The following is a 20,938-nucleotide window of genomic DNA, read 5'->3' as shown; positions in this document are numbered from 1 at the left end:
CGCTATTGGCGACTTTCATAATATAGCACTTTTAAAAAGTGCTGTCAACACCTTTTTGAAATTCTTTTTTCGAAGACGTCCCACAAGGCACCGGCCTTTGGTTCTCTTGTCTCCGGAATAAGGACTCCGTAGCGCTGACGGATATATACTATAGCAGATTCGAATTTGTTTTGCAAGCTCTTTTTAAAAAAAGTATTAGCTTTTTTTATTTCTGCCTGCAGGTTGGCCAACTTCTCACGTTTTATCCAGGCAGCATCAAAAAATCCTCTGGTCTGTACACTACTAAAAAAACTGGCTGCGGCACATGATTGTTCATCACTGCACAGCCAGTACAGAAAAACTTATTCTTCTACACGATATTTAAAGTTATCGATGATCGGACGTTCGTCCTTTTTACCCTCTTTGACATCTTCTGTCAGGAGGGCCTGAACGATGATTGCCATTTCCAGACGTTTCTTCTGGATACGGCAGCCATAGGCATATGGCTTTTCTATTGTTCCATTAGCCAGATCTGCATTAGCGTGGCAGCCGCCGCTGCAGAAGAAACGGGCCCAGCATTCCCTGCAGTCTGGTTTCTTCATCACGTGCATCTGACGGAAATACTGCACCATATCTTTTTTCACGATGCCCGTGTCAAGGGTGCCCATCTTGTACTTTTCCCGGCCGACAAACTGGTGGCACGGATAGATATCCCCTTCCGGAGTAATGGCAAAATACTCATGGCCCGCACCGCAGCCAGCGAGTCTTTTGGCAACACAAGGTCCGTTATCGAGCGCCACGTTGAAATGGAAGAAATCAAAAGGAATCCCTTTTCTTCTTTTCTCCAAATAAATTCGTGCTAATTTTTCATATTCTTTATCCAAAACATTCCAGTCATCTTCCGTTAAAACATACGGTTCATTGGTCCCGACCACCGGCTCCATGGAAATCTCGGAACCAACCTCGAGCATGGCCAGCACGTCATCGACAAAGTGCGTATTGTAATGGGTATAGGTGCCGCGAAGATAATAATTCTGGTTATGACGGGAGGAAATAACTTTCCGGAATCCTTCCACGGCCTTATCGTAAGAACCTACATGGCCGGGATACGGACGCATCCGGTCGTGTGTTTCCTTGCTGCCGTCGAGGCTCAGGACAAGCATGACATGATTATCATTCAGGTACTTGATGATTTCATCGGTAAGCAGCGTCCCGTTAGTGGTCAGCGTCAGTTTGATGTTCTTCCCCGTTTCTTTTTCGCGTTTACGGACATAATCTACGATAAACTTCACAACGGGCATATTCATGAGCGGCTCGCCGCCAAACAGATCAAGTTCCAGGTTATGGCGGTTCTTACTGCCTTTAATAGCAAATTCGATGGCCTTTTGAGCAACTTCTTTGCTCATCAGGGCACGATGTCCCCCAAAATCGCCCGTATCGGCAAAACAGTAGCCGCAGCGCAGGTTACAGTCATGGGCCACATGGAGACACAACGACTTCAAAACCGGTTCTTCCTTAAATGTTTCAGGTACCGGAAATTCCGGTGAGAAGAGCAGTCCCTGATCCTGCAGTTCCTTCAGTTCATCCAGTGCCTCTGCGATGTCCGCATCAGGATATTTTCCCTTGAAATGTGCTTTCGTAGCTTCAGCATTCGTTCCGTCGTAGAAGCCGAGCAGATCATAAATCATTTTATCAATGATGTGAACGGCTCCGCTGTTGACATCGAGGACAACGTAATTGTCGTCCAGGTGCATTCTATGAATCAACAATATTCTTCCGCCTTTCGTATATGTATTTACATGAAAAGAGCTCCCCGCGAAGCAGGGAGCCGAACTTCAAAAAACTTAAGCCTTTTCGCAGACCTGATTGCCCACCGTGCAGGAAGTCTTGCAAGCGGATTGGCAGGAAGCCGGGCATTCGCCGCAGCCGCCGCAGCGCAGGGTCTTTTTCAGCATTTCTTTATTTACAGTCTTGATTCTCTTTGCCATGTTAAATTCCCTCCTGACTTATCATAAAATATTTGATTACGTTTTATTGTAGCTGTTTTTCCCTCATAACGCAAGGGCAATGGAACAAGAATACGGAAATTTTACGTTAAAATCCGAACGTTTGCCAAAAAAGCGGCTAAGCCCTCTTATTTTTATTTTTTGCTATAGTACCAAATAAGGAACTTGTTCATATCATAACCGGTTTTTGAATAGAACCAACTGATCAGCTGTGCTTTCAGAAGGCCCTTTTTAAAATGTTCGAGATTCTTGCTCTTCAAATGGAAGACATTGACACGACGCAACTGCAAAAGAGGATCAGCATCCGTATTGACACCGATCTTACCGGTCACGGCTGCCACGTATCCTGCTTTTTTTACATCCTCTGCTACGGCATCGTTGCAGGCACCGTTAGGATAGGACAGAGTAACTCCGTTATTAGAATAATAAAGTCCCAGCATGTGGTCGTGGGATTTCTTAAGATCAGCCAGTCTTTCGGCAGGTTCCAGCGTCGTCATCGGCTTATGGATGAACGTATGGGAACCCAGTTCCCAGCCCCACTTTGCCAATTCGACTTCCTGGTCCCACGTAAGATAACCGGGCCATCCTTCGTACATTCCCGCCATGTACATGTTGCCTATATAGCCAAATTCCTTCATGATGGGAGCGGCAATGGTCAGGTTGTCTTCATATCCATCATCAAAAATGAGTACACACTCATTATGGAAGGTATCACCTTTTTTGCGGCGCTGTGCATATTCTCCCAATTTAAGGGTCTTATAACCTTTTTCCTTGAGATAAGCCATCTGCTGCCTGAAATCCTCGGGCGGCATGGAGTACAGGTCTTTTTTTTCCTCTACCCGGTGGTACGCAAAAATAGGCACCGACGTGACACAGAACTGCTTGAAGTCCTGATATGCCCAGACGCAGAATGCCACTAAAACGACGCAGATGATTCCCAATACTTTCCAAAACTTGTGTTTACTCATTGGTTTCCTTTCTTAATTTTCCCGCTAACTCTTCTAATTTTTTCAACCGGTGATTTAAGCCCGATTTACCAATATGGTCTTCGGTCAAGGCTGCCAATTCCCCAACTGACAGCTCCTGATGATTGAGACGCAGACGCGCTGCTTCCTGCAGGGCCTCCGGCAGAGCTTCCAGTCCCTTCTTCTGCTCAATGACCCGGATAGCTGCTATCTGACGTACCGCCGCCTGAACAGTTTTGTTCAAGTTAGCCGTTTCACAGTTCACAACCCGATTGACCTGATTGCGCATATCCTTCAGCACCCGTACATTTTCAAATTCTAGGTAGGAACCGTGCGCTCCAATGAGAGAAAGAAACGTTGCAATGGCATTTCCTTCTTTAAGGTACACAATAAAGTTCTTTTTACGGTCAACAATCCGCGCCGGCAAATCAAATCCCTTCATTATTTTACAAATATACCGGCTCATGTCAAGGTTATCGCTGATAATTTCCAAATGATAGTCGCCAATTGGCTTACTGACAGATCCGCCTGCCAAAAAAACACCGCGCAGGAAAGATCGGCGGCTGGCATTCTTTTTGAGCAGTTCTGCTCCGGCTTCCGCAATGGGAGACAAAATATGCAGTTTGCTGAGTGCCGCCCGCGCTTCCTCAGAAGGCACCACGTGGACTTGGTAGCGGTTGTTCTTTTTGAGCCGCGTGGACCGCGTAACAATAACTTCCGTCTGAACAGCAAAATTATTCTTCAGAAGGCGCAGTACACGGCGGGCCAAAGCCGCATTTTCAGTAGCAAAATGCAGTCCCACCCGCTGCCCGCTCAGGGACACGGATCCGCTGATACGCAGCAGTCCAAACAATTCAGCGCATTCTGTTTCCTGGTCTTCGCCTTCCAAGCGAGCAACTTCATTCTTCACATCACTGGAAAACGACATGACTAGGCTCCTTTCTTTTTATTCTTTTTATGCAGCTCCTGCATTGTCTGGCGCGCAAAGAAATAGTCAAAGAAGTGCATCCCTTTGCCAAAAAGACGCAGCCGATAAATCAGCGCGATAATGGTCTTCGCCAGTTTCTGTGGGTCGTGCCGAACCAGGTCACTGTCATTCAGAAGTTTGGCCGGAACAGCTTCAATACCCAGTTTTTCAATCTTTTCAATATCAGGAGAAATCAGTTCAGCGCCTTCTTCTTTATACTTGGCAATCTGATCCGGCGTTGCCTTCTGCACATTGACCACAACGTAGTCAAGGCACTGGACACCCATATGGTCCACAATCGCTTTCACATGCTCATAGGCACCGTAGCCATCGGTTTCGCCCGGCTGGGTCATGACATTGCAGACATAAATCTTGACTGCCTTGGATTTTACTACAGCGTCACGAATGCCCGGTACCACAAGACTTGCCAGGACACTCGTATAAAGGGATCCCGGTCCCAGGATAATAGCATCCGCATGCATAATAGCATCGACAGCACGCTGGGATGCCTTGGGATTTTCCGGTTCCGTCATGAGCCGTACAATTTTGTGCGGAGATGCCGTGATGGCCGATTCGCCAATAACTGTACTTCCGTCATCCATAATTGCTTTCAGCTGGATATTTTCCGAAGTATTGGGCCAGACACGGCCATGTACCTTCAGAATCTGGCTGATGGAAGCCAGTCCATCTTCCACGCTGCCTTCCAAGTCGCTCATGGCAGCAATAAAAAGGTTTCCCAAACTGTGACCGGTCAAGGATTCACTATCATGAAAACGATACTGCATGGCACGTTCCATGACAGGTTCTGTATCTGCAAGCGCCACGAGGCAGTTACGCATATCTCCCGGCGGAATGATGCCCATCTCACGGCGCAGTCGTCCCGAAGATCCGCCGTCATCGGCTGTAGTCACAACAGCCGTGCAGTTATTCGTAATGAGTTTGATTCCCCGCAGCAGCACAGAAAGGCCGGTACCGCCCCCGATGACTACGACGGAAGGGCCTTTGTCCAATTTCTGCTGGGTAAAAATCAATTCACGGAGAGATTCCTTCTCCCCGGGCATGACCGAATTGATAACAGTCTTTACAACATGGGCAGCCCCCAGGCACATAAAGACAATACCAATAATGACATTAAACAGTCCCAGTGCCGTAATCGTTGACTGGTAGTACTCTCCGCCCACATAGGCAATAAAGTTAAAGACCAGCGACTCGATCAAACCAACAAACTGATAGTTGAAGATTAAAGTGACGCCAACACATGCCAGCACCGTGCCGAGCCCAAAAAGAAAGAGCCACCGCTTCAGGTTCAGGCCTGGATATAACCACTTAATCCATTTCATAACAAAACTCCTTCGCCAGTATAACAGCATTGCTTACTTTCAGAATGTTTTCCTGAAACAATGCGTTGTTTATTTTTTAAGAAGATCCCTGTGCATCACTTGTGCCTTATACCCGCAGGATTCGATGAATCTCCCCAAGCTGTTGGCGATATAGACTGAACGGTGCCGTCCACCGGTGCAGCCCACGCCAATCATGAGCTGACTCTTTCCTTCCTGCACATATTGCGGGAGAAGGAATTGAATCAAATCGTACAGCTTTTTCTCAAATTTTCCCGTCACAGGTTTGCTCTGCAGATAAGCGACGACATCGGGGTCATTCCCACACTGCTCCTTAAGTTCCGGCAAATAAAAAGGATTGGGCAGGAACCTGACATCAAAGACCATGTCACAGTCCATAGGCAGTCCGAATTTGAAGCCGAATGACTGCACAACGATGGTCATTGCAGGCAGGCTGCCGTTTGTCCCGTAAAGAGAAATGATTTTATTGCGCAGCTGCTTTGTTGTCGTGGAACTCGTATCAATAATTGTCGTGGCACGGGTCCGGACTTTACTCAGGATTTCCCGTTCCTGCTGAATATCGGCATTCAGCCCATTTTTTCCATCGAGCGGATGCCGTCTGCGTGTTTCCTTATAACGCCGAATCAACGTATTGTCATTGGCATCCAGGAAAAGCAGTTCGTAAGGAATCTTTTCCTGGGTCAGCTGGTCCAGCACCTCGTCAAAAGCCCCGAAGAACTTGCCTCCCCGGGTATCAACGGCAAGTGCCAGTTTATCCGATTCGTCCTGCTTCTTCATGCACAGCTCGATAAATTTCGGAATGAAGGTCGGAGGCAGGTTATCAACGCAGAAATACCCCAGATCCTCCAGGGTTCTCATGACCTGAGTCTTCCCCGCGCCGGACATTCCAGTAATCAATAACGTTTTTGTCATTTACTTCGCCTCCCGTTAGATAGATAGTAAACGATATTATTTTATTATATCGTTTTTAAAAGATAATGTGTAGTTGTCCCTTGTTCATGGATAAAATCCATTACAACCGCAGCAATAGATACAGCCGTAAAAGACATGGCTCCATCGTACAAGATTTTACTCTTCCGGCACTTCGATCTGTTGGGTCAGGATGCTGTTTAAAATCACACTGATTCCCTGCCGGGAATTTGGTGCTGTAACGACACGAGCTGCCTTCAGGACAAAATCCTTGGCATTACCCATAGCTACCCCGAAGCCGCAGTTTTGTATCATTTCCAGGTCGTTTTCAGAATCACCGACGCACATAATTTCTTCGGCACGAATCCCCTTTTTCGCAGCCAGGCATTGAACAGCCTTCCATTTACTTGCCTCAGGCGCCGTAATTTCCAGGAAACCGCTGGAAGAAGACATGATCTTGACGCGCCCTGCAAATTTCGTTTCCAGGATTTTCCGCAATTCTCCCGTTTCCTTGGCAATCACAAGAAGCTTGTGCGGACCCTTGGGCAGATGATGCATAAGTTCGCCCTTTATTTCGTAGGGCACACGGGAAAAATGAGAATAAAACCGTGCTTCCTCACAGTCCTGATACACCCACAGCGTATCGTCAATATAGGCCTGAATATAGAAGCCGCGCTCCATACATTCGTCAATGACAGCCTGAGCGGCGTCAACCGGCACGGACCATTCTCCCAATTCATCGCCCGTAACAGGATCTTTAATCCACGCGCCATTATATACAATGAGAGGATTCTTGATGGTCAGCTCCTTTGCATAGGGAAGTGCAGAACGAAACATTCTTCCGGTAGCAAGGGTTACTTCGTAGCCTGCTGCCACCGCTTTTTTCACAGCCTCCAGATCCGCCGGAGCAATATTCTTTTCGCTGTCCAGCAATGTCCCATCAAGATCCATCGCAATCATTTTAATCGGCATGCGTAAAACCTCCCGCAAGATAAATATCAAAGACAGCATCCTGTTTGCTGCAGAATGCTGCCCCTATTGTACCAGTTTCTGAATAATTTTGAAAAAAAATATGAAAAACAGGCGAAGCCATAAAAAAAAGGTTCTTCACGTTTTTTTCGGGAGTATACCTCTTACGGTCGGAATTGAGAGGTAGCGAATTAACGTGAAAAAGTACTCATCATCTCTGTATCCGTACGCTCTTCTTTTGGCCACTTTAATCTTGTTGTTGAAACCCTCAAGCTTCCCTGTGTTTATCGGGTACAGGGCATGGTTCACCAGACCGTCTATCCTTGGCAGCTTAATCTTAGCAAACCTAACCAGGGCCGGAATCCCGCTGCCTAGTGCAGCTTTAAACCAGCGCTTCCATCCTGCAAGAGCCTTGTCATAGTCCCTTAATTCATAGAGGGCTACCATCTCTTCCTTCATGGAATAACATATTGCCAGATCCTCGTGCTCTGCAAAGATGGCCTGCAACGCTTCTTTGTTCTTAGGATTCAGCCTATCTTCATTGGTGAGTAACGGCCAGCGGACTTTCTTCAATTTGTGGTAGCTCTTCTTTTCATTGAATATCTGCTCTTTCAAAGCCGGCTTGTCTTCATTGCTTGCGTCTTTTAATGCTTCTTGCATGTTTCTGGCTTTATCCCTATGCATTCTGGCCTCATCAAGTCTTACTACACCTAATACTTCCTTCCCGAATTGAGCCTGCATGTGGTAACGATCATACACGACCTTAGCTTGCGGCAGATGTTCTTGTACCAGCTTGTTGTAGGAAGCGTTCATATCCATGGCGACTGCCTTGACCTCTGTCAGCTTTGTCTGATCATATTCCTTGAAGAAATGCTCGAAGTCAGCTATCGCCCGACCTCTGCCGACCCAGAGAATATAACCTGTCGCTAAATCCATGACGCAAGTGGCATAAGTGTGTCCCTTATGGATAGCAAACTCATCGATGGCCAGAAAACGGGGCTTGTAAGAGGTCAGCTCCAATTCCATTTCATATTTATCGAGAGATTCATCCATGAGCTGTTTGTGGACATAGCGAATCGTGCTCCAGTGAATTCCTGACATCTTGGCAATTGCATTGGCAGGGATTCCATTACGAAGCAGCGTCTCAATCCAAAGGGAAGCCCTCATGGTAATGCGAGTCCCGGGATATTTAAAGGGAATAGGCTCAGTGATGGTTGCATGGCAGCAGGAGCAACGGAAGCGATGCCCTTCAAAGCGGATCATCCTGGTATGCTCAGGATACGCAGGAAAACTTTTCAAGTAGGTAGAAAATGGCTCGTAAGAATACATTTTCTGACCACATTTAGGACAACGGAAGTCGGTATATTTCTTTTCACTGCAAATAACAATCTCCTGGCTGTCATCAAAAGGGTCTTCCGGCATGAAGACATTGTAAAAGACATCTTGACATTCTGCATTATTTTGAATAGTGTAATTAGTAAAGGACATTTTCTCCTCCCAAGGTATGGTTTCGTCGCTTATATTTTGGAGGAGTTAATGTCCTTTTTCAATAGTCAAATGTCTTCTAGTCCACAAATTTCCGTGAAGAACCAAAAAAAAGACTGTGAAATATCGTTTCACAGCCCCTTTTTCTATTTCACTTAAGCTTGTTCTTCGAACTGATCCTTGCCTACGCCGCACAGGGGGCAGGTCCAATCATCAGGCAGGTCTTCAAACTTGGTGCCCGGTGCAATGTTATGTTCCGGATCACCGGCAGCTTCGTCATACACATATCCGCAAATCTTGCAAACGTATTTTTTCATTAGATTTATCCCTCTTTCTACGCTCATAAAAAAATAGAATCATTCAACACGCGAATTATAACAAACCGTACACCACTATGCAATAGTTTTTTGAAACTTTTTAATAAAAATTTTATTTTAAGAATTTTTCTTTATCTTGTTCCGGTGCGTGGAAGAAATCAAAGACGTGTTCTGCTACTGCATGGTTCATGCCGTCTACCGAAGCCAGCTCCTCAATGCTGGCGGCTTTCATTTCGTCCAGTGAAGCAAAATGCTTCCAAAGTGCTGTCCTGCGGGCCGGTCCCACGCCCTCCAAATGGTCAAGCACGGAAACCAGATTTTTCTTGGCCAGACGCTTGCGGTGATACGTAATAGCAAAGCGGTGTGCTTCATCCCGGATATGCTGAATCAAATGCAGCGCTGCCGACGTTTTGTCCAGGAGAATACTCGTATGAGCACCTTCCTTGAAGATTTCTTCTTCGCGCTTAGCGAGCCCGATCACGGGAATCTCCGCAAGGCCAAGTCCCCGGATGACCTCCAGGGCCGAACTAAGTTGTCCTTTGCCGCCATCGATGATGATAAGGCTCGGAAGATCCTCGGCGTCCTTATAGCGCCGGTACACTACTTCCTGCATGGACTTGAAATCGTCGGGCTTGCCCTCGGTAGACCGCAGTTTATAGCGCCGATAATCCTTCTTGCTCGGGCGCCCGTTGCAGAAAACAACCATGGAAGCCACTGTCTCGCTGCCCTGGTTATGAGAAATATCAAAGCAGTCCATCCGGTCGAGCGGTTCCGTAAGTCCCAGCGCCTTCTGCAGCTCTTCGGCGGCTTCTTCGTCTGTTTTTGCGGAAAGCTGCCCGCGTCTGAGCCGCTCATCAAGGTTCTTGCGGGCATTGTTTTCAGCCATCAGCACAAGGTCATGTTTCAGCCCGCGCTGAGGCACGAGAAGAGCCACATTCTTTTCACTCTGCGTACTCAGATACTTTTCCAAAAGCACGCGCTCGCTGTCCGAAAGCGAACGGCTCACAAGGATTTCCCGCGGCGGGCGATGCATTTCGTTGTAATACTGTTTCAGGAAACCCTCCAGGATTTCTCCTTCCGGCTCGCCTTTTTCGCTGTCGAGGAAAAAGCTGTCTCGTCCCAGAATCTTGCCGCCGCGAATAAAGAAGACCTGAACACAGACACCGGTGTCATTGGATACGAGTCCGATGACATCACGGTCCCCGCTGTCCGTCGTCGCCTTCTGGGCCTGCTCCAACTTGCGTACGCTGCGAATGAGGTCCCTGTAGTGAGCAGCTTTCTCGTAAGCAAGCTGCTCGGATGCCTCATTCATTTTGCGGGTCAAATCCTTGACGAGATCCCCGATTTTACCGTCCATCAGCATGAGTACCTGATCCACGAGCGGCCGGTACTCGGAAGGTTTTACCTTTCCTGTGCACGGCGCCAGGCAGCGATGCATGTGATACTGCAGACAAGGGCGCTTCACCTTCATGCTGCGGCAGTGGCGGAGCGGAAACATGGAACGAATCAGTTTCATTGTATCCCGCAGGGCCCCCACATCGGCATAAGGTCCGTAATACTTTGCCCCGTCGTGCAGGACGCGGCGCGTAATATACATCCGCGGAAAAGCTTCGTCGACTGTGATTTTAAGATACGGATACGTCTTATCATCCTTCAGGTCGATGTTGTACCGCGGCTTATATTTTTTGATGAGATTGCATTCGAGGATCAGGGCCTCCATCTCGCTTGCCGTCACGATGGTTTCAATGGAATCCACATGGGCATTGATGGCCCGCACTTTCGGCGAAGCCTGACTGGACTGCCGGAAATAACTGCGCACCCGGTTCTTCAAAATCACCGCCTTGCCTACGTAAATGACGCGGCCAGTCTTGTCATGCATAATGTACACACCCGGCGCGTCAGGCAGGATTTTCAGGGTTTCTGCAATCTTTTCATTCATTTTGCTAGCACCTTTTTCAAATACTGGCCCGTATAGGATTCGGGAACGTCCGCAATTTCTTCCGGTGTTCCGCAGGCAATAACGGTACCGCCGCGGTCCCCGCCTTCCGGACCCAGGTCAATCAAATAATCAGCGGACTTGATGACATCGAGATTGTGTTCAATGACAACCACGGTACTGCCCGTATCGACAAGACGCTGCAGCACCTGGAGGAGCTTGTCAACATCGGCCATATGCAGCCCCGTCGTTGGTTCATCGAGGATGTATAAAGTACGGCCCGTATTGACTTTCGACAGTTCCGCAGCCAATTTGACGCGTTGGGCTTCGCCGCCCGAAAGCGTCGTGGCAGCCTGTCCCAGCCGGATGTAACCAAGCCCCACATCTTCAAGGACCTGCAGTTTTTTAAGAATCCGCTGATGGTTGCGGAAATATTCACAGGCCTCCGTGACCGTCATATTGAGCACATCGGCAATGTTCTTTCCTTTATATCTGACTTCGAGCGTATCCCGGTTGTAGCGCGTGCCGTGGCAAACCTCACAGGGCACGTAGACATCGGGCAGGAAGTTCATCTCAATCTTGAGCAGCCCGTCTCCGTGGCAGGCCTCGCACCGTCCGCCCTTCACGTTGAAGCTGAAGCGGCCCGGTTTGTATCCGCGCACTTTAGCTTCATTCGTCGTGCTGAAGAGCGTCCGAATGAGATCAAACACACCTGTATAGGTAGCCGGATTGGAACGCGGCGTACGGCCGATTGGGCTCTGATCGATATCAATAATCTTATCGATATTGGACACGCCCAGGATTTTATCATATTTACCGGGCCGGAACCGGGAACCCATCAGTTTCTTGGCCAGGGCCCGGTACAAAATATCGTTGACAAGGGTACTCTTGCCGCTGCCGCTTACGCCGGTGACAACGGTAAGTGTACCAAGCGGAATGGATACATTGATATGTTTTAAGTTATTTTCGGCCGCACCTTTGATGGTAATCTTTTTCCCGGAGCCTTTGCGGCGCGTCTTTGGTATTTCAATCTTACGGCGTCCGCTCAAATACTGACCTGTCACGGATTCAGGAATTTTCTTGATTTCTTCCGCAGTGCCCTGAGCGACTACGCGGCCCCCGTTTTCGCCGGCACCGGGACCGATATCGATAATCTGGTCCGCCGCATACATAGTGTCCTCATCATGTTCCACCACAAGGAGGGTATTACCCATATCGCGCAGATTCTTCAAAGTTGCCAGCAATTTATCGTTATCCCGCTGATGCAGCCCGATACTCGGTTCATCGAGAATATAAATCACACCGACAAGGCCGGACCCAATCTGTGTTGCCAAACGGATGCGCTGGGCCTCGCCGCCCGAAAGTGTCGTAGCAGAACGACTAAGAGTCAGGTAGTCCAGACCGACGTTATTGAGAAACGTCAGGCGGGCCCGGATTTCTTTCAGAATTTGTTTGCCGATAAAAGCTTCCCGGTCAGAAAGCTTCAGATTTTCAAAAAAAGCCAGGCACTCCCGTACCGGCAGGTCACAGACTTCCTTAATGTTCTTGCCTCCTACCGTAATGGCAAGTACTTCCGGACGCAGCCGGGCGCCATGGCAGGTCGGGCATTCGATAGCTGTCATAAACGACTCATAATCGAGGCGCTGAGCTTCACTCATAGCGTCCTTCAGACGATGCTTCAAAATAGGAATGATACCTTCAAAGGGCGTCGTATGGGAATGGGTCTCGCCCATAAGATTTTCATAGGAAAAAGTAAAAAGCTCATCCGGAATGCCTTCAAGTAGTTCCTTCTGCACCTTTTTCGGCACATCGTTCCAGCAATTTTTCAAGCTCAGTCCGCGGGCCTTCAGCACTGCGGCAAACTGGCAGAGAAAATATGATTTGACATTGGAACTTACGGCAGCAATGGCCCCATCGTCAAAGCGCCGTTTTTTGTCCGGAATAATAAGGTCGGGATCAAATTCCATGTGCATCCCCAGCCCCATACAATCCGGGCAGGCGCCATAAGGAGCGTTAAAGGAAAAAAGCCGCGGCTCGATTTCTGGAAGGGAGATGCCGCAGTCCGGACAGGCAAATTTTTCACTGAAGACCTCTGTCGGTCCCCCGATCTGTTCTACCTCCACGCGGCCGTCACCGAGACGCAGAGCCGTTTCGAGAGATTCCGAAAGCCGGGTCTCAATGCCGGGGCGCGTTACGAGGCGGTCTACGATCACAGAAATATAATGTTTCTTATTCTTTTCAAGGACAATATCTTCATCAAGTGTATGGATTTCCCCATCTACTTTCACACGGACGAACCCGTTCTTCCTTGCCTGGTCAAAAATGCCCTTGTGTTCGCCCTTGCGGCCCCAGATGACGGGTGCCATAACCATAAATTTAGTTCTTTCCGGCAGTTCCATGATCTTATCAGCAATCTGCTGCGGGCTTTGCCGCTGAATGACTTTGCCGCAGTTCGGGCAGTGCGGAATCCCGATGCGGGCAAAAAGCAGACGCAGATAATCGTAGATTTCCGTAACTGTTCCGACGGTAGAACGCGGGTTATGGCTCGTCGTCTTCTGGTCGATGGAAATAGCCGGGCTGAGACCGCCAATATAATCTACATCCGGTTTGTCCATCTGCCCCAGGAACTGGCGGGCATACGCTGACAGGGATTCCACATAGCGCCGCTGTCCTTCCGCGTAAATCGTATCAAAAGCAAGGGAGGATTTTCCGCTCCCGGAAAGCCCCGTAATCACGACAAGCTTGTTGCGGGGAATACGGAGAGAAATATTTTTGAGGTTGTGCTGACGCGCACCCTGAATGACAATATCATCTTCGTTCATGACGTTTGCTGAGCTCTCCTTTAAGTAAAATCATCTGATCGCGGTATTCTGCCGCAAGCTCGAAGTCGAGTTCCTTGGCAGCCGCTTTCATGTTCTTTTCGACAAGTTTAATCTGCTTCTGCAGTGCCTTGTCGCTCATCTTCTTCGCCGTCTTGCCGGTAGCAGCCTTAGCCGGTTCCTTATCGTCGTCGAGCTTTGTCAATTTAATGAGGTCCACGACCTTCTTCTGAATCGTCTTCGGTACAATACCGTGCTCTTTATTATAGGCTTCCTGTTTCTTGCGGCGCCGTTCAGTTTCCTCGATGGCCCGCTGCATGGAACCCGTAATCACATCGGCATACATAATGACGCGTCCGTGCGCATTGCGGGCTGCACGCCCAATAGTCTGAATCATGGCCGTGTCACTGCGCAGGAATCCTTCCTTATCGGCATCAAGAATGGCCACAAGGGATACTTCCGGCATATCGAGACCTTCACGCAGCAGGTTGATTCCGACGAGCACGTCAAATTCCCCGGCCCGCAGGTCGTGGATAATTTCCGCACGGTCAATGGTCGCAATATCGGAATGGAGATAGCGCACCCGGATGCCTTCGGACGCCAGATATTCCGTCAGATCTTCGGCCATCTTCTTCGTCAGCGTCGTTACAAGAACACGCTCATGGTTGGCCGTTACTTTATGGATTTCACCCATCAGATCATCAATCTGTCCGGCAATGGGACGCACTTCGATTTTAGGATCCAGAAGGCCCGTCGGACGAATAATCTGTTCTACGACCTGGTCCGCTTCTCCCAGTTCGTACTCGGCCGGTGTAGCGGACACATAGATAATCTGCCCGCGTTCCTTTTGGAATTCATCAAATGTCAGCGGGCGGTTGTCCAGGGCGGACGGCAGGCGGAATCCGTATTTCACGAGCTGTTCCTTGCGGGACCGGTCGCCGGCGTACATGGCCCGCAGCTGCGGCAGGGTCACGTGACTTTCATCCACGACGGTAAGAAAATCTTTCGGGAAATAATTGACGAGCGTAAACGGCGGTTCCCCGGGTTTACGTCCAGTCAGATGGCGGGAATAATTTTCGATGCCGCTGCAGTACCCCATTTCTTCCATCATTTCGAGGTCATACCGCGTCCGCTGTTCCAAACGTTCCGCTTCAAGCAGCTTACCTTCTTTTTTAAGTTCGTCGAGGCGCTCCTTCAGCTCCTTGCGGATGTCATTTCTGGCGCGCTCCATATTTTCATCGCTCGTCACATAATGACTCGCCGGGAAAATAGCGACATGAGTCCTCCGGTCCAGTACTGCACCGGTCAGGACATCAATTTCCATGATGCTGTCCACTTCGTCCCCGAAAAGTTCAATCCGGATTCCCTTTTCCCCGTAACTGGAAGGAATAACTTCAATCACGTCTCCCCGTGCCCGGAACGTGCCGCGCTCCAGGACAAGGTCGTTGCGGGTATAACGAATCTTGACCAGCTTTTTCAGGATTTCATCACGATCGGCCTGCTGCCCTACGCGCAGAGAAAGGACGCTGTCATAGTAATCCTTCGGCGCACCTAAACCATAGATGCAGGACACGGACGACACAATGATGACATCACGCCGTTCAAAAAGGGCACTCGTAGCCGAGTGGCGAAGTTTATCGATTTCGTCGTTAATCGAGGAATCTTTTTCAATATAGGTGTCCGTGGCCGGAATGTAGGCCTCGGGCTGATAGTAATCATAGTAAGAAACAAAATATTCGACCGCGTTATGCGGGAAAAAAGCTTTAAATTCACTGCAGAGCTGAGCTGCCAGTGTCTTGTTGTGCGCAATGACAAGGGTTGGCTTCTGCACTTTTTGTATGACCTGGGCAATGGTATAGGTTTTACCGGTTCCCGTGGCTCCCAAAAGGACCTGGGTCCGCATGCCTTTTTTTACCCCATCGGTCAAAGCCTCAATTGCCTCCGGCTGATCGCCTGAAGGCTGAAAAGGCGCTTCCAGTTGAAATTCCATATGCCCCTCCTCTTTACAGTGTTTTGCACTATTATATCATACCCGCGTAAACGATGATTCATCGCTTACTGCCGATGGCTGCCGGCATTCACACAAAAATACTATACTTTTATTTTCACCTGTTGAAAATGTGACATTTTTTGGTACTTATAGACTGCAAAGTCAAATTCACAAAAAATATTTCACTTTTCTCTTCAATTCTACACAAAAATGTTGCAAAATCGTTTATAATATTAACTTGCAGTAGTAATTATAGAAAGGATTAAGGAAGAATGTTTCTCAAGACCCTGCTCGTGGGGAGTGTCGCGGCATTATCTTTGTGGATGGGCACAGCCGCAGCTTCTTCCAAAATTATTTATATTCCTCTGGATAATCGGCCGGTCAATCTGGAATATACAACAGATACGGCCAAGTCCGCCGGTTTTCCCCTGACAGTTCCCCCGAGGGAATACCTGTCCGGAGCAAAAACTACCGGCAACAACGAAAAACTATGGGAATGGTTTGAAAAAGAAGCTCCGCACGCCGACGCAGCCATCATTGCCACAGACAGCCTGAATTACGGCGGCCTCGTAGCTTCCCGCAAGCATCATCACCTGGAAAAATACCTGAGGCGCCAGGTTTTCCGTCTGGATACGTTAAAAAAGAATAATCCGGGACTTAAAATCTACGCTTTCAGTACCATCATGCGGACACCCCAGCAAAGCGTAGCAACCGTAGAACCCGCATACTACGAAACGTACGGCCCGCAGATTTTCCGTCTCTCCCAACTAATGGATAAAGAAGATATGGACGGTCTGAGTGCAGAGGAAAACATGGAAAAAAACAGGCTGACCCTTTCCATTCCTTCGGAATACCTTCAGGACTGGCGCAACCGCCGGCTCGTCAACCTGCAGGTCAACCGCCGTCTCATCCGCATGGCACAGCGCGACAACTTCCATTTCCTTGCTCTGGGCAAAGACGATAATGCACCGTACTCCCGTACGCACATGGAAGCTCGTCAGCTCGAAGCTCTGGGCCGCGGCATGAGCAAGAAACAATTCCAGATCATCCCCGGTGTAGATCAGCTTGGCCTGCTCCTTGTAACGCGTGCCATTAACGAATTAAAAGGCGAAAAGCCGGAAATTTATCCGATTTTCGCACCTGGAGTCGGCGGCAGCACGGTGCCCCTCTACACGGACGAAACTGCTGCCACTTCCGTCAAGAATCAGGTTATAGCCGTAGGCGGACGCATCGCCAATTCCGAAGACAAGGCAGACCTCATACTTGCCGTCAATACTCCGGATAACGGCGTAACGCTGGATTCAACGGATAATGAAAATGCTCCTTACAGCAACAAAGCCAATAAACAATTTGCCCGCCAGATTGCCCGCCTCGAGACGGAGAAACCTGTGGCTCTGGCAGATATTGCTTACGCAAACGGTGCTGATAACGGATTTATCCTGGCTCTTTCCATGAATAAGGCCCTGCTGCCGCTGACCGCCTACTCCGGCTGGAACACGGCGGATAACAGCATCGGTTTTGCTCTTTCCCAAGGTATCCTTGCAAAATATATGAGTGATGCGGATCGTGATCGTCTGCTTCGTGTCCGCCTCCTCGATGACTGGATTTACCAATCCAATGTACGGTACCGTGTCTCCCTTGAGATGGACCGCTACAATTGGAAGTTGAAATATGATATGGGAAAATATTATAATCGAATCCTGGGGAGGACAAATCGCCTCTTCAAGCAGTATGTCGCGGATGAACCGGACATCAGAAATGTAAAATATACTCTCGAATTTCCCTGGAACCGGATGTTTGAAGTCGACGTCCGGGTACGTTAAGGAGGACGCTATGGCAAAGAACAGCTCATTCGACATCGTATCGCAAATCGACATGCAGGAACTGGATAACGCCCTGAACCAAACACGCAAAGAAATTTCCCAACGCTATGATTTTCGTGGTTCATCTGCCAGCATCGAACTGGTGGATGACGCACTGAAACTCACTGCCGAAGACGATTACAAGCTCGGTGCCATTCTGGATATGCTGCGTCAGCGGATGGCAAAACGCGGCCTTTCCCTGCGCTGCCTTGAGCCAGGCAAGATTGAGCCGGCTGCCAAAGGCACGGTACGCCAATCTGTAGCCCTGAAGCAAGGTATTGACAGAGAAACAGCAAAGAAAATTATTGGTGCTATCAAAGCCTCCAAGATCAAGGTTACAACGCAGCAAATGGATAACCAGATTCGCGTGTCAGGTCCTAAAAAAGATGACCTGCAGGCTGTCATTCAGCTTGTCCGCAGTCAGGATTTTGGTATCGACGTGCAGTTCATTAATATGCGCTAAATTGAAAAGCGCTGCGCCGGTCATCCGGGGCAGCGCTCTTTTGCTGTCTTTTTTCATTTCCAACTATTTTTTACTGAAAGGAGCCATATCTCAGTGATTGATGCAATATTACGCCGGCGAAGCATACGCAAATATAAACAAGACCCCATTCCCCGCTCCCTGATTGAGGAAGTCCTGAAGGCTGGCATCCTTGCCCCTTCCTCCAAAAACCGTCAGCCCTGGAAATTTATCGTTGTTACCGGAGAAGCCAGAAAAGAAGCTGTACGGACGATGAAGACGGGAATTGACCGGGAACGCAAAACGCCATACCTGCCGGCAAGTGCTCCCTATATTCGCGATGCGCTCTTTACCGTCCGGATCATGGAACAGGCCCCGGTCCTCATCTTTGTCATGAATGAGCTGGGTTATAGTCTGAATAAAACACTCACGCGGGATGAGCACGTTTCCGAGATTTGCAATGCCGAATCCATTGGTGCTGCTATCGAAAACATGACACTGGCGGCAACTGATCTGGGGCTTGGAAGTCTCTGGGTAGCCAACACTTATTTTGCCTATCCGGAATTATGTACTTATCTCCATTCCAAGGGAGAACTCGTTGCTGCATTAGCACTCGGTTATCCGGCGGAAGCACCGGCAAGAAGGCCGCGCAAATCGCTGGAAGAAGCTGTAGAATGGAGAGAATAAACTAATACAACTTACCTCAGCTATCTATAAAAAGTAAGAAAGTACTGGCAACGCGAGGTCAGCGACCTGCAAAAAAGACTGTGAAACAATGAACAATCACTGTTCCACAGTCTTTTTTAATGTCTCTTCCGCCCGTTGCTGGATAACGGCCGATAAAGCTGCCATTTATATTTCAGCGCTAATATCCGGAGAATGATGACCACACCTGCACCTACAAAAGGGGCTGCGTCCCGGGCACCAAGGCGCCAGCATACGCATAATACCATGCTGCCAAAAATCGAAGCCGTCGCGTATACATCGGCTACGAGGACAACAGGAATGCGCTGGGCCATCAAATCCCGAAGGACACCTCCGCCCACTGCAGTAAGGAGTCCCAGCACAATGGGAAAGACATAAGAATCCGGTTCGCCGCTGGACAGGCCGACGAGAGTTCCTGTTACGGTAAAAGAAGCAAGTCCGATAGTATCAGCCGCTACATACAGCGTTGAAAGCAGTTTTTTCTTCATGCCGCGCATCCGGTAGAGCGATACATAGACCGCAAGCAGCAGTGCCGTTGCTACCGACAGCAGTAAGGCAGTCGGGTCTCTCAGGGCTACCGGCGGTATCCGTCCTGCCAGGACGTCACGGATAATTCCGCCGCCGACGGCTGTAAGCACGGCAAGAACGGATATTCCAAAAATATCCATATGTCTCAAAGTGCCGACAATAGCACCGGACACAGCAAAAGAAAGGGTGCCTGCAAGATCGAATAAGTTCCAGAATAGCCACATGGGTGTATCTCCTTACTTTTGTTTTACCTCTGTTATGACTTCAAGATTTCACTTCCTCTATGATAACGAATCCACTGAGGAAAGACAATAACATTCTTGAGCAACTGATATCTTAATTTTTTATTTCTCCTGCTTGCCTCATGAAATCATTCAAAAGGTCCGTAGACACGGAGCAATTCCCGGACGGAAGTGATGCCGAGCCGAACCTTTTCCCGGCCGTCCTGAAACAAGGAAGGGACGCCTTCTTTCCGTGCCAATTGCGTCAGTTCCCACTCCCCTGCTCCGTGAGAAACAGCCTGTCTGCAGCTTTCCGTGAAGGGAAGGACTTCGTGAATGGCAGTCCGCCCATGATATCCGGAATGACGGCAGGCCCCACATTTTCCTGCCCGATATAAGGTAAACTGTGTTTCCCCAGAATTCAGAAAATATTTGCTTTCCCAGGATTCCGAATCAATACGATAGGCCTGGCGGCACTTTGCACAAAGCCTTCGTACCAGCCGCTGAGCTACCACACCGCGCAGTGCTGCCGCCAAAAGATGAGGATCCGTTCCGAGATCCAGCAGACGGCTTACGGCACCTGCCGCTGTATTGGTATGAAGCGTACTCAGTACCAAGTGTCCGGTCAGCGCTGCGTGAACGCTCATGGCCGCTGTCTGTCCGTCACGAATTTCCCCGACCATAATGAGGTCCGGATCCTGCCGCAGGATAGTTCGCAGACACCGTGCAAAAGTCAGCCCGATTTTTGGCTGAACGGCTACCTGGCTGACGCCTTCCATCTGATATTCAATCGGGTCTTCCACCGTGATGATATTCTTCCCCGGGTCCTGCAGCGTCCGCATCAGTGCATACAGCGTAGATGTTTTTCCGGACCCTGTCGGCCCTGTAATGAGGATGAGCCCATAAGGCTGCCGAATCATATTTTCAAGACACTTTCGATTTTTGGTGCTGAAGCCCATTTCATCCAGAGTGAAATTACTTTTTTCCTGATCCAGCAGCCGCATAACCAGCTTTTCTCCATAGAGCGTCGGCAGAGAGGAAACGCGGATATCAATCTGCCTGTTCTCCCACTGAGACTGAATGCGGCCATCCTGTGGCAGCCGCCTTTCTCCGATATCCATGGCCGCCATAATTTTAAAACGGGAAATAAGACTATCCTGCAAATTGCGGGGCACTTTAAGAAGCTGCTGCAGCACTCCGTCTACACGGCAGCGTACCATCATCTGCTCCTTTCCGGGTTCGAGATGGATATCACTCGCACCGAGGGCAAAGGACTGCTGCAAAATCTGCCGGGCAAGCGGAATCACCGGTCCCTCATCTTTACGTTTCTGCTGTGCCACAATTCCCGCCGGCTCTTCCCGAAGATAATCCCGATACGAAAAATCCATGCCAATTTGCCTCCTCTTCTCTTTTACTATCATAAAAAGTCCATTCACACTAGTCCCCCCTACCGTGAATGGAC

17 protein-coding genes are annotated in these 20,938 nt (G+C 49.1%); 3 read left to right on the top strand and 14 right to left on the bottom strand.

The features are described from left to right. Nucleotides 1-341: 341 nt before the first annotated feature. The 12 genes from scfB to uvrB all read right to left on the bottom strand — a co-directional run bounded on the left by scfB (nt 342) and on the right by uvrB (nt 15,700). Complete coding sequence (gene scfB, locus LKE33_05100) at nt 342-1,748, bottom strand: thioether cross-link-forming SCIFF peptide maturase (GenBank protein MCH3950303.1); 1,407 nt, start codon at nt 1,746-1,748, stop codon at nt 342-344. Nucleotides 1,749-1,823: 75 nt separating this feature from the next. Continuing rightward, nucleotides 1,824-1,967 carry a six-cysteine ranthipeptide SCIFF gene (gene scfA / locus LKE33_05095; protein MCH3950302.1) on the bottom strand — a complete coding sequence of 48 codons (144 nt, stop codon included), beginning with the start codon at nt 1,965-1,967 and terminating at the stop codon, nt 1,824-1,826. 152 nt (nt 1,968-2,119) lie between these two features. Then, the gene (locus tag LKE33_05090) at nt 2,120-2,953 is read right to left on the bottom strand and encodes a polysaccharide deacetylase family protein (GenBank protein MCH3950301.1); all 834 of its coding nucleotides are present in this window, start codon (nt 2,951-2,953) and stop codon (nt 2,120-2,122) included. Beyond that, complete coding sequence (gene whiA / locus LKE33_05085; GenBank protein MCH3950300.1) at nt 2,946-3,878, bottom strand: DNA-binding protein WhiA; 933 nt, start codon at nt 3,876-3,878, stop codon at nt 2,946-2,948. Before whiA ends, LKE33_05090 begins: the two co-directional genes overlap by 8 nt. Nucleotides 3,879-3,880: 2 nt before the next feature. Continuing rightward, complete coding sequence (locus LKE33_05080) at nt 3,881-5,257, bottom strand: YvcK family protein (protein ID MCH3950299.1); 1,377 nt, start codon at nt 5,255-5,257, stop codon at nt 3,881-3,883. A gap of 69 nt (nt 5,258-5,326) precedes the next feature. Continuing rightward, nucleotides 5,327-6,187 (bottom strand): RNase adapter RapZ, encoded by an 861-nt coding sequence (rapZ, locus tag LKE33_05075; GenBank protein MCH3950298.1) that lies wholly within the window; start codon nt 6,185-6,187, stop codon nt 5,327-5,329. A 156-nt stretch (nt 6,188-6,343) separates the two neighbouring features. Continuing rightward, entirely contained in the window at nt 6,344-7,156 is an 813-nt protein-coding gene (locus LKE33_05070) for a Cof-type HAD-IIB family hydrolase (protein ID MCH3950297.1), read from the bottom strand. A 135-nt stretch (nt 7,157-7,291) separates the two neighbouring features. Next, complete coding sequence (locus tag LKE33_05065; GenBank protein ID MCH3950296.1) at nt 7,292-8,641, bottom strand: ISL3 family transposase; 1,350 nt, start codon at nt 8,639-8,641, stop codon at nt 7,292-7,294. Between the two features lie 152 nt (nt 8,642-8,793). Continuing rightward, the gene (locus LKE33_05060) at nt 8,794-8,955 is read right to left on the bottom strand and encodes a rubredoxin (GenBank protein ID MCH3950295.1); all 162 of its coding nucleotides are present in this window, start codon (nt 8,953-8,955) and stop codon (nt 8,794-8,796) included. A gap of 112 nt (nt 8,956-9,067) precedes the next feature. Then, nucleotides 9,068-10,894, bottom strand: a complete 1,827-nt coding sequence (gene uvrC / locus LKE33_05055) for an excinuclease ABC subunit UvrC (GenBank protein ID MCH3950294.1) — start codon at nt 10,892-10,894, stop codon at nt 9,068-9,070. After that, the gene (gene uvrA / locus LKE33_05050) at nt 10,891-13,713 is read right to left on the bottom strand and encodes an excinuclease ABC subunit UvrA (GenBank protein MCH3950293.1); all 2,823 of its coding nucleotides are present in this window, start codon (nt 13,711-13,713) and stop codon (nt 10,891-10,893) included. Before uvrA ends, uvrC begins: the two co-directional genes overlap by 4 nt. After that, nucleotides 13,700-15,700: an excinuclease ABC subunit UvrB gene (gene uvrB, locus LKE33_05045; protein MCH3950292.1), complete on the bottom strand. Its 2,001-nt coding sequence runs from the start codon at nt 15,698-15,700 to the stop codon at nt 13,700-13,702. The genes uvrA and uvrB overlap by 14 nt, the downstream gene beginning before the upstream one ends. A gap of 272 nt (nt 15,701-15,972) precedes the next feature. On the opposite strand from uvrB, the gene LKE33_05040 reads away from it, so the two are divergent. From LKE33_05040 to LKE33_05030, 3 genes are all read left to right on the top strand, one after another. Continuing rightward, on the top strand, nt 15,973-17,523 hold the full coding sequence (locus tag LKE33_05040; protein MCH3950291.1) for a DUF4127 family protein: 1,551 nt from the start codon (nt 15,973-15,975) through the stop codon (nt 17,521-17,523). A gap of 10 nt (nt 17,524-17,533) precedes the next feature. Further along, a complete protein-coding gene (locus tag LKE33_05035; GenBank protein MCH3950290.1) occupies nt 17,534-18,025 on the top strand; it encodes a YajQ family cyclic di-GMP-binding protein in 492 nt (163 codons plus the stop codon). A gap of 93 nt (nt 18,026-18,118) precedes the next feature. Beyond that, the gene (locus LKE33_05030) at nt 18,119-18,709 is read left to right on the top strand and encodes a nitroreductase family protein (GenBank protein MCH3950289.1); all 591 of its coding nucleotides are present in this window, start codon (nt 18,119-18,121) and stop codon (nt 18,707-18,709) included. Nucleotides 18,710-18,825: 116 nt separating this feature from the next. Here the strand turns inward: LKE33_05030 and LKE33_05025 are convergent, their stop codons facing one another. Next, nucleotides 18,826-19,479, bottom strand: a complete 654-nt coding sequence (locus LKE33_05025) for a trimeric intracellular cation channel family protein (protein ID MCH3950288.1) — start codon at nt 19,477-19,479, stop codon at nt 18,826-18,828. Nucleotides 19,480-19,625: 146 nt separating this feature from the next. After that, nucleotides 19,626-20,864, bottom strand: coding sequence for a GspE/PulE family protein (locus LKE33_05020; GenBank protein MCH3950287.1), 1,239 nt, complete (start codon nt 20,862-20,864; stop codon nt 19,626-19,628). Between the last annotated feature and the right edge of the window lie 74 nt (nt 20,865-20,938).

This window comes from Acidaminococcus sp., from assembly GCA_022482815.1.
In the GTDB taxonomy this organism is placed as follows: Bacteria; Bacillota; Negativicutes; order Acidaminococcales; family Acidaminococcaceae; genus Acidaminococcus.
Note: the sequence above shows the minus strand (reverse complement) of the source record. Positions and strands in the feature narration are given on the sequence as shown.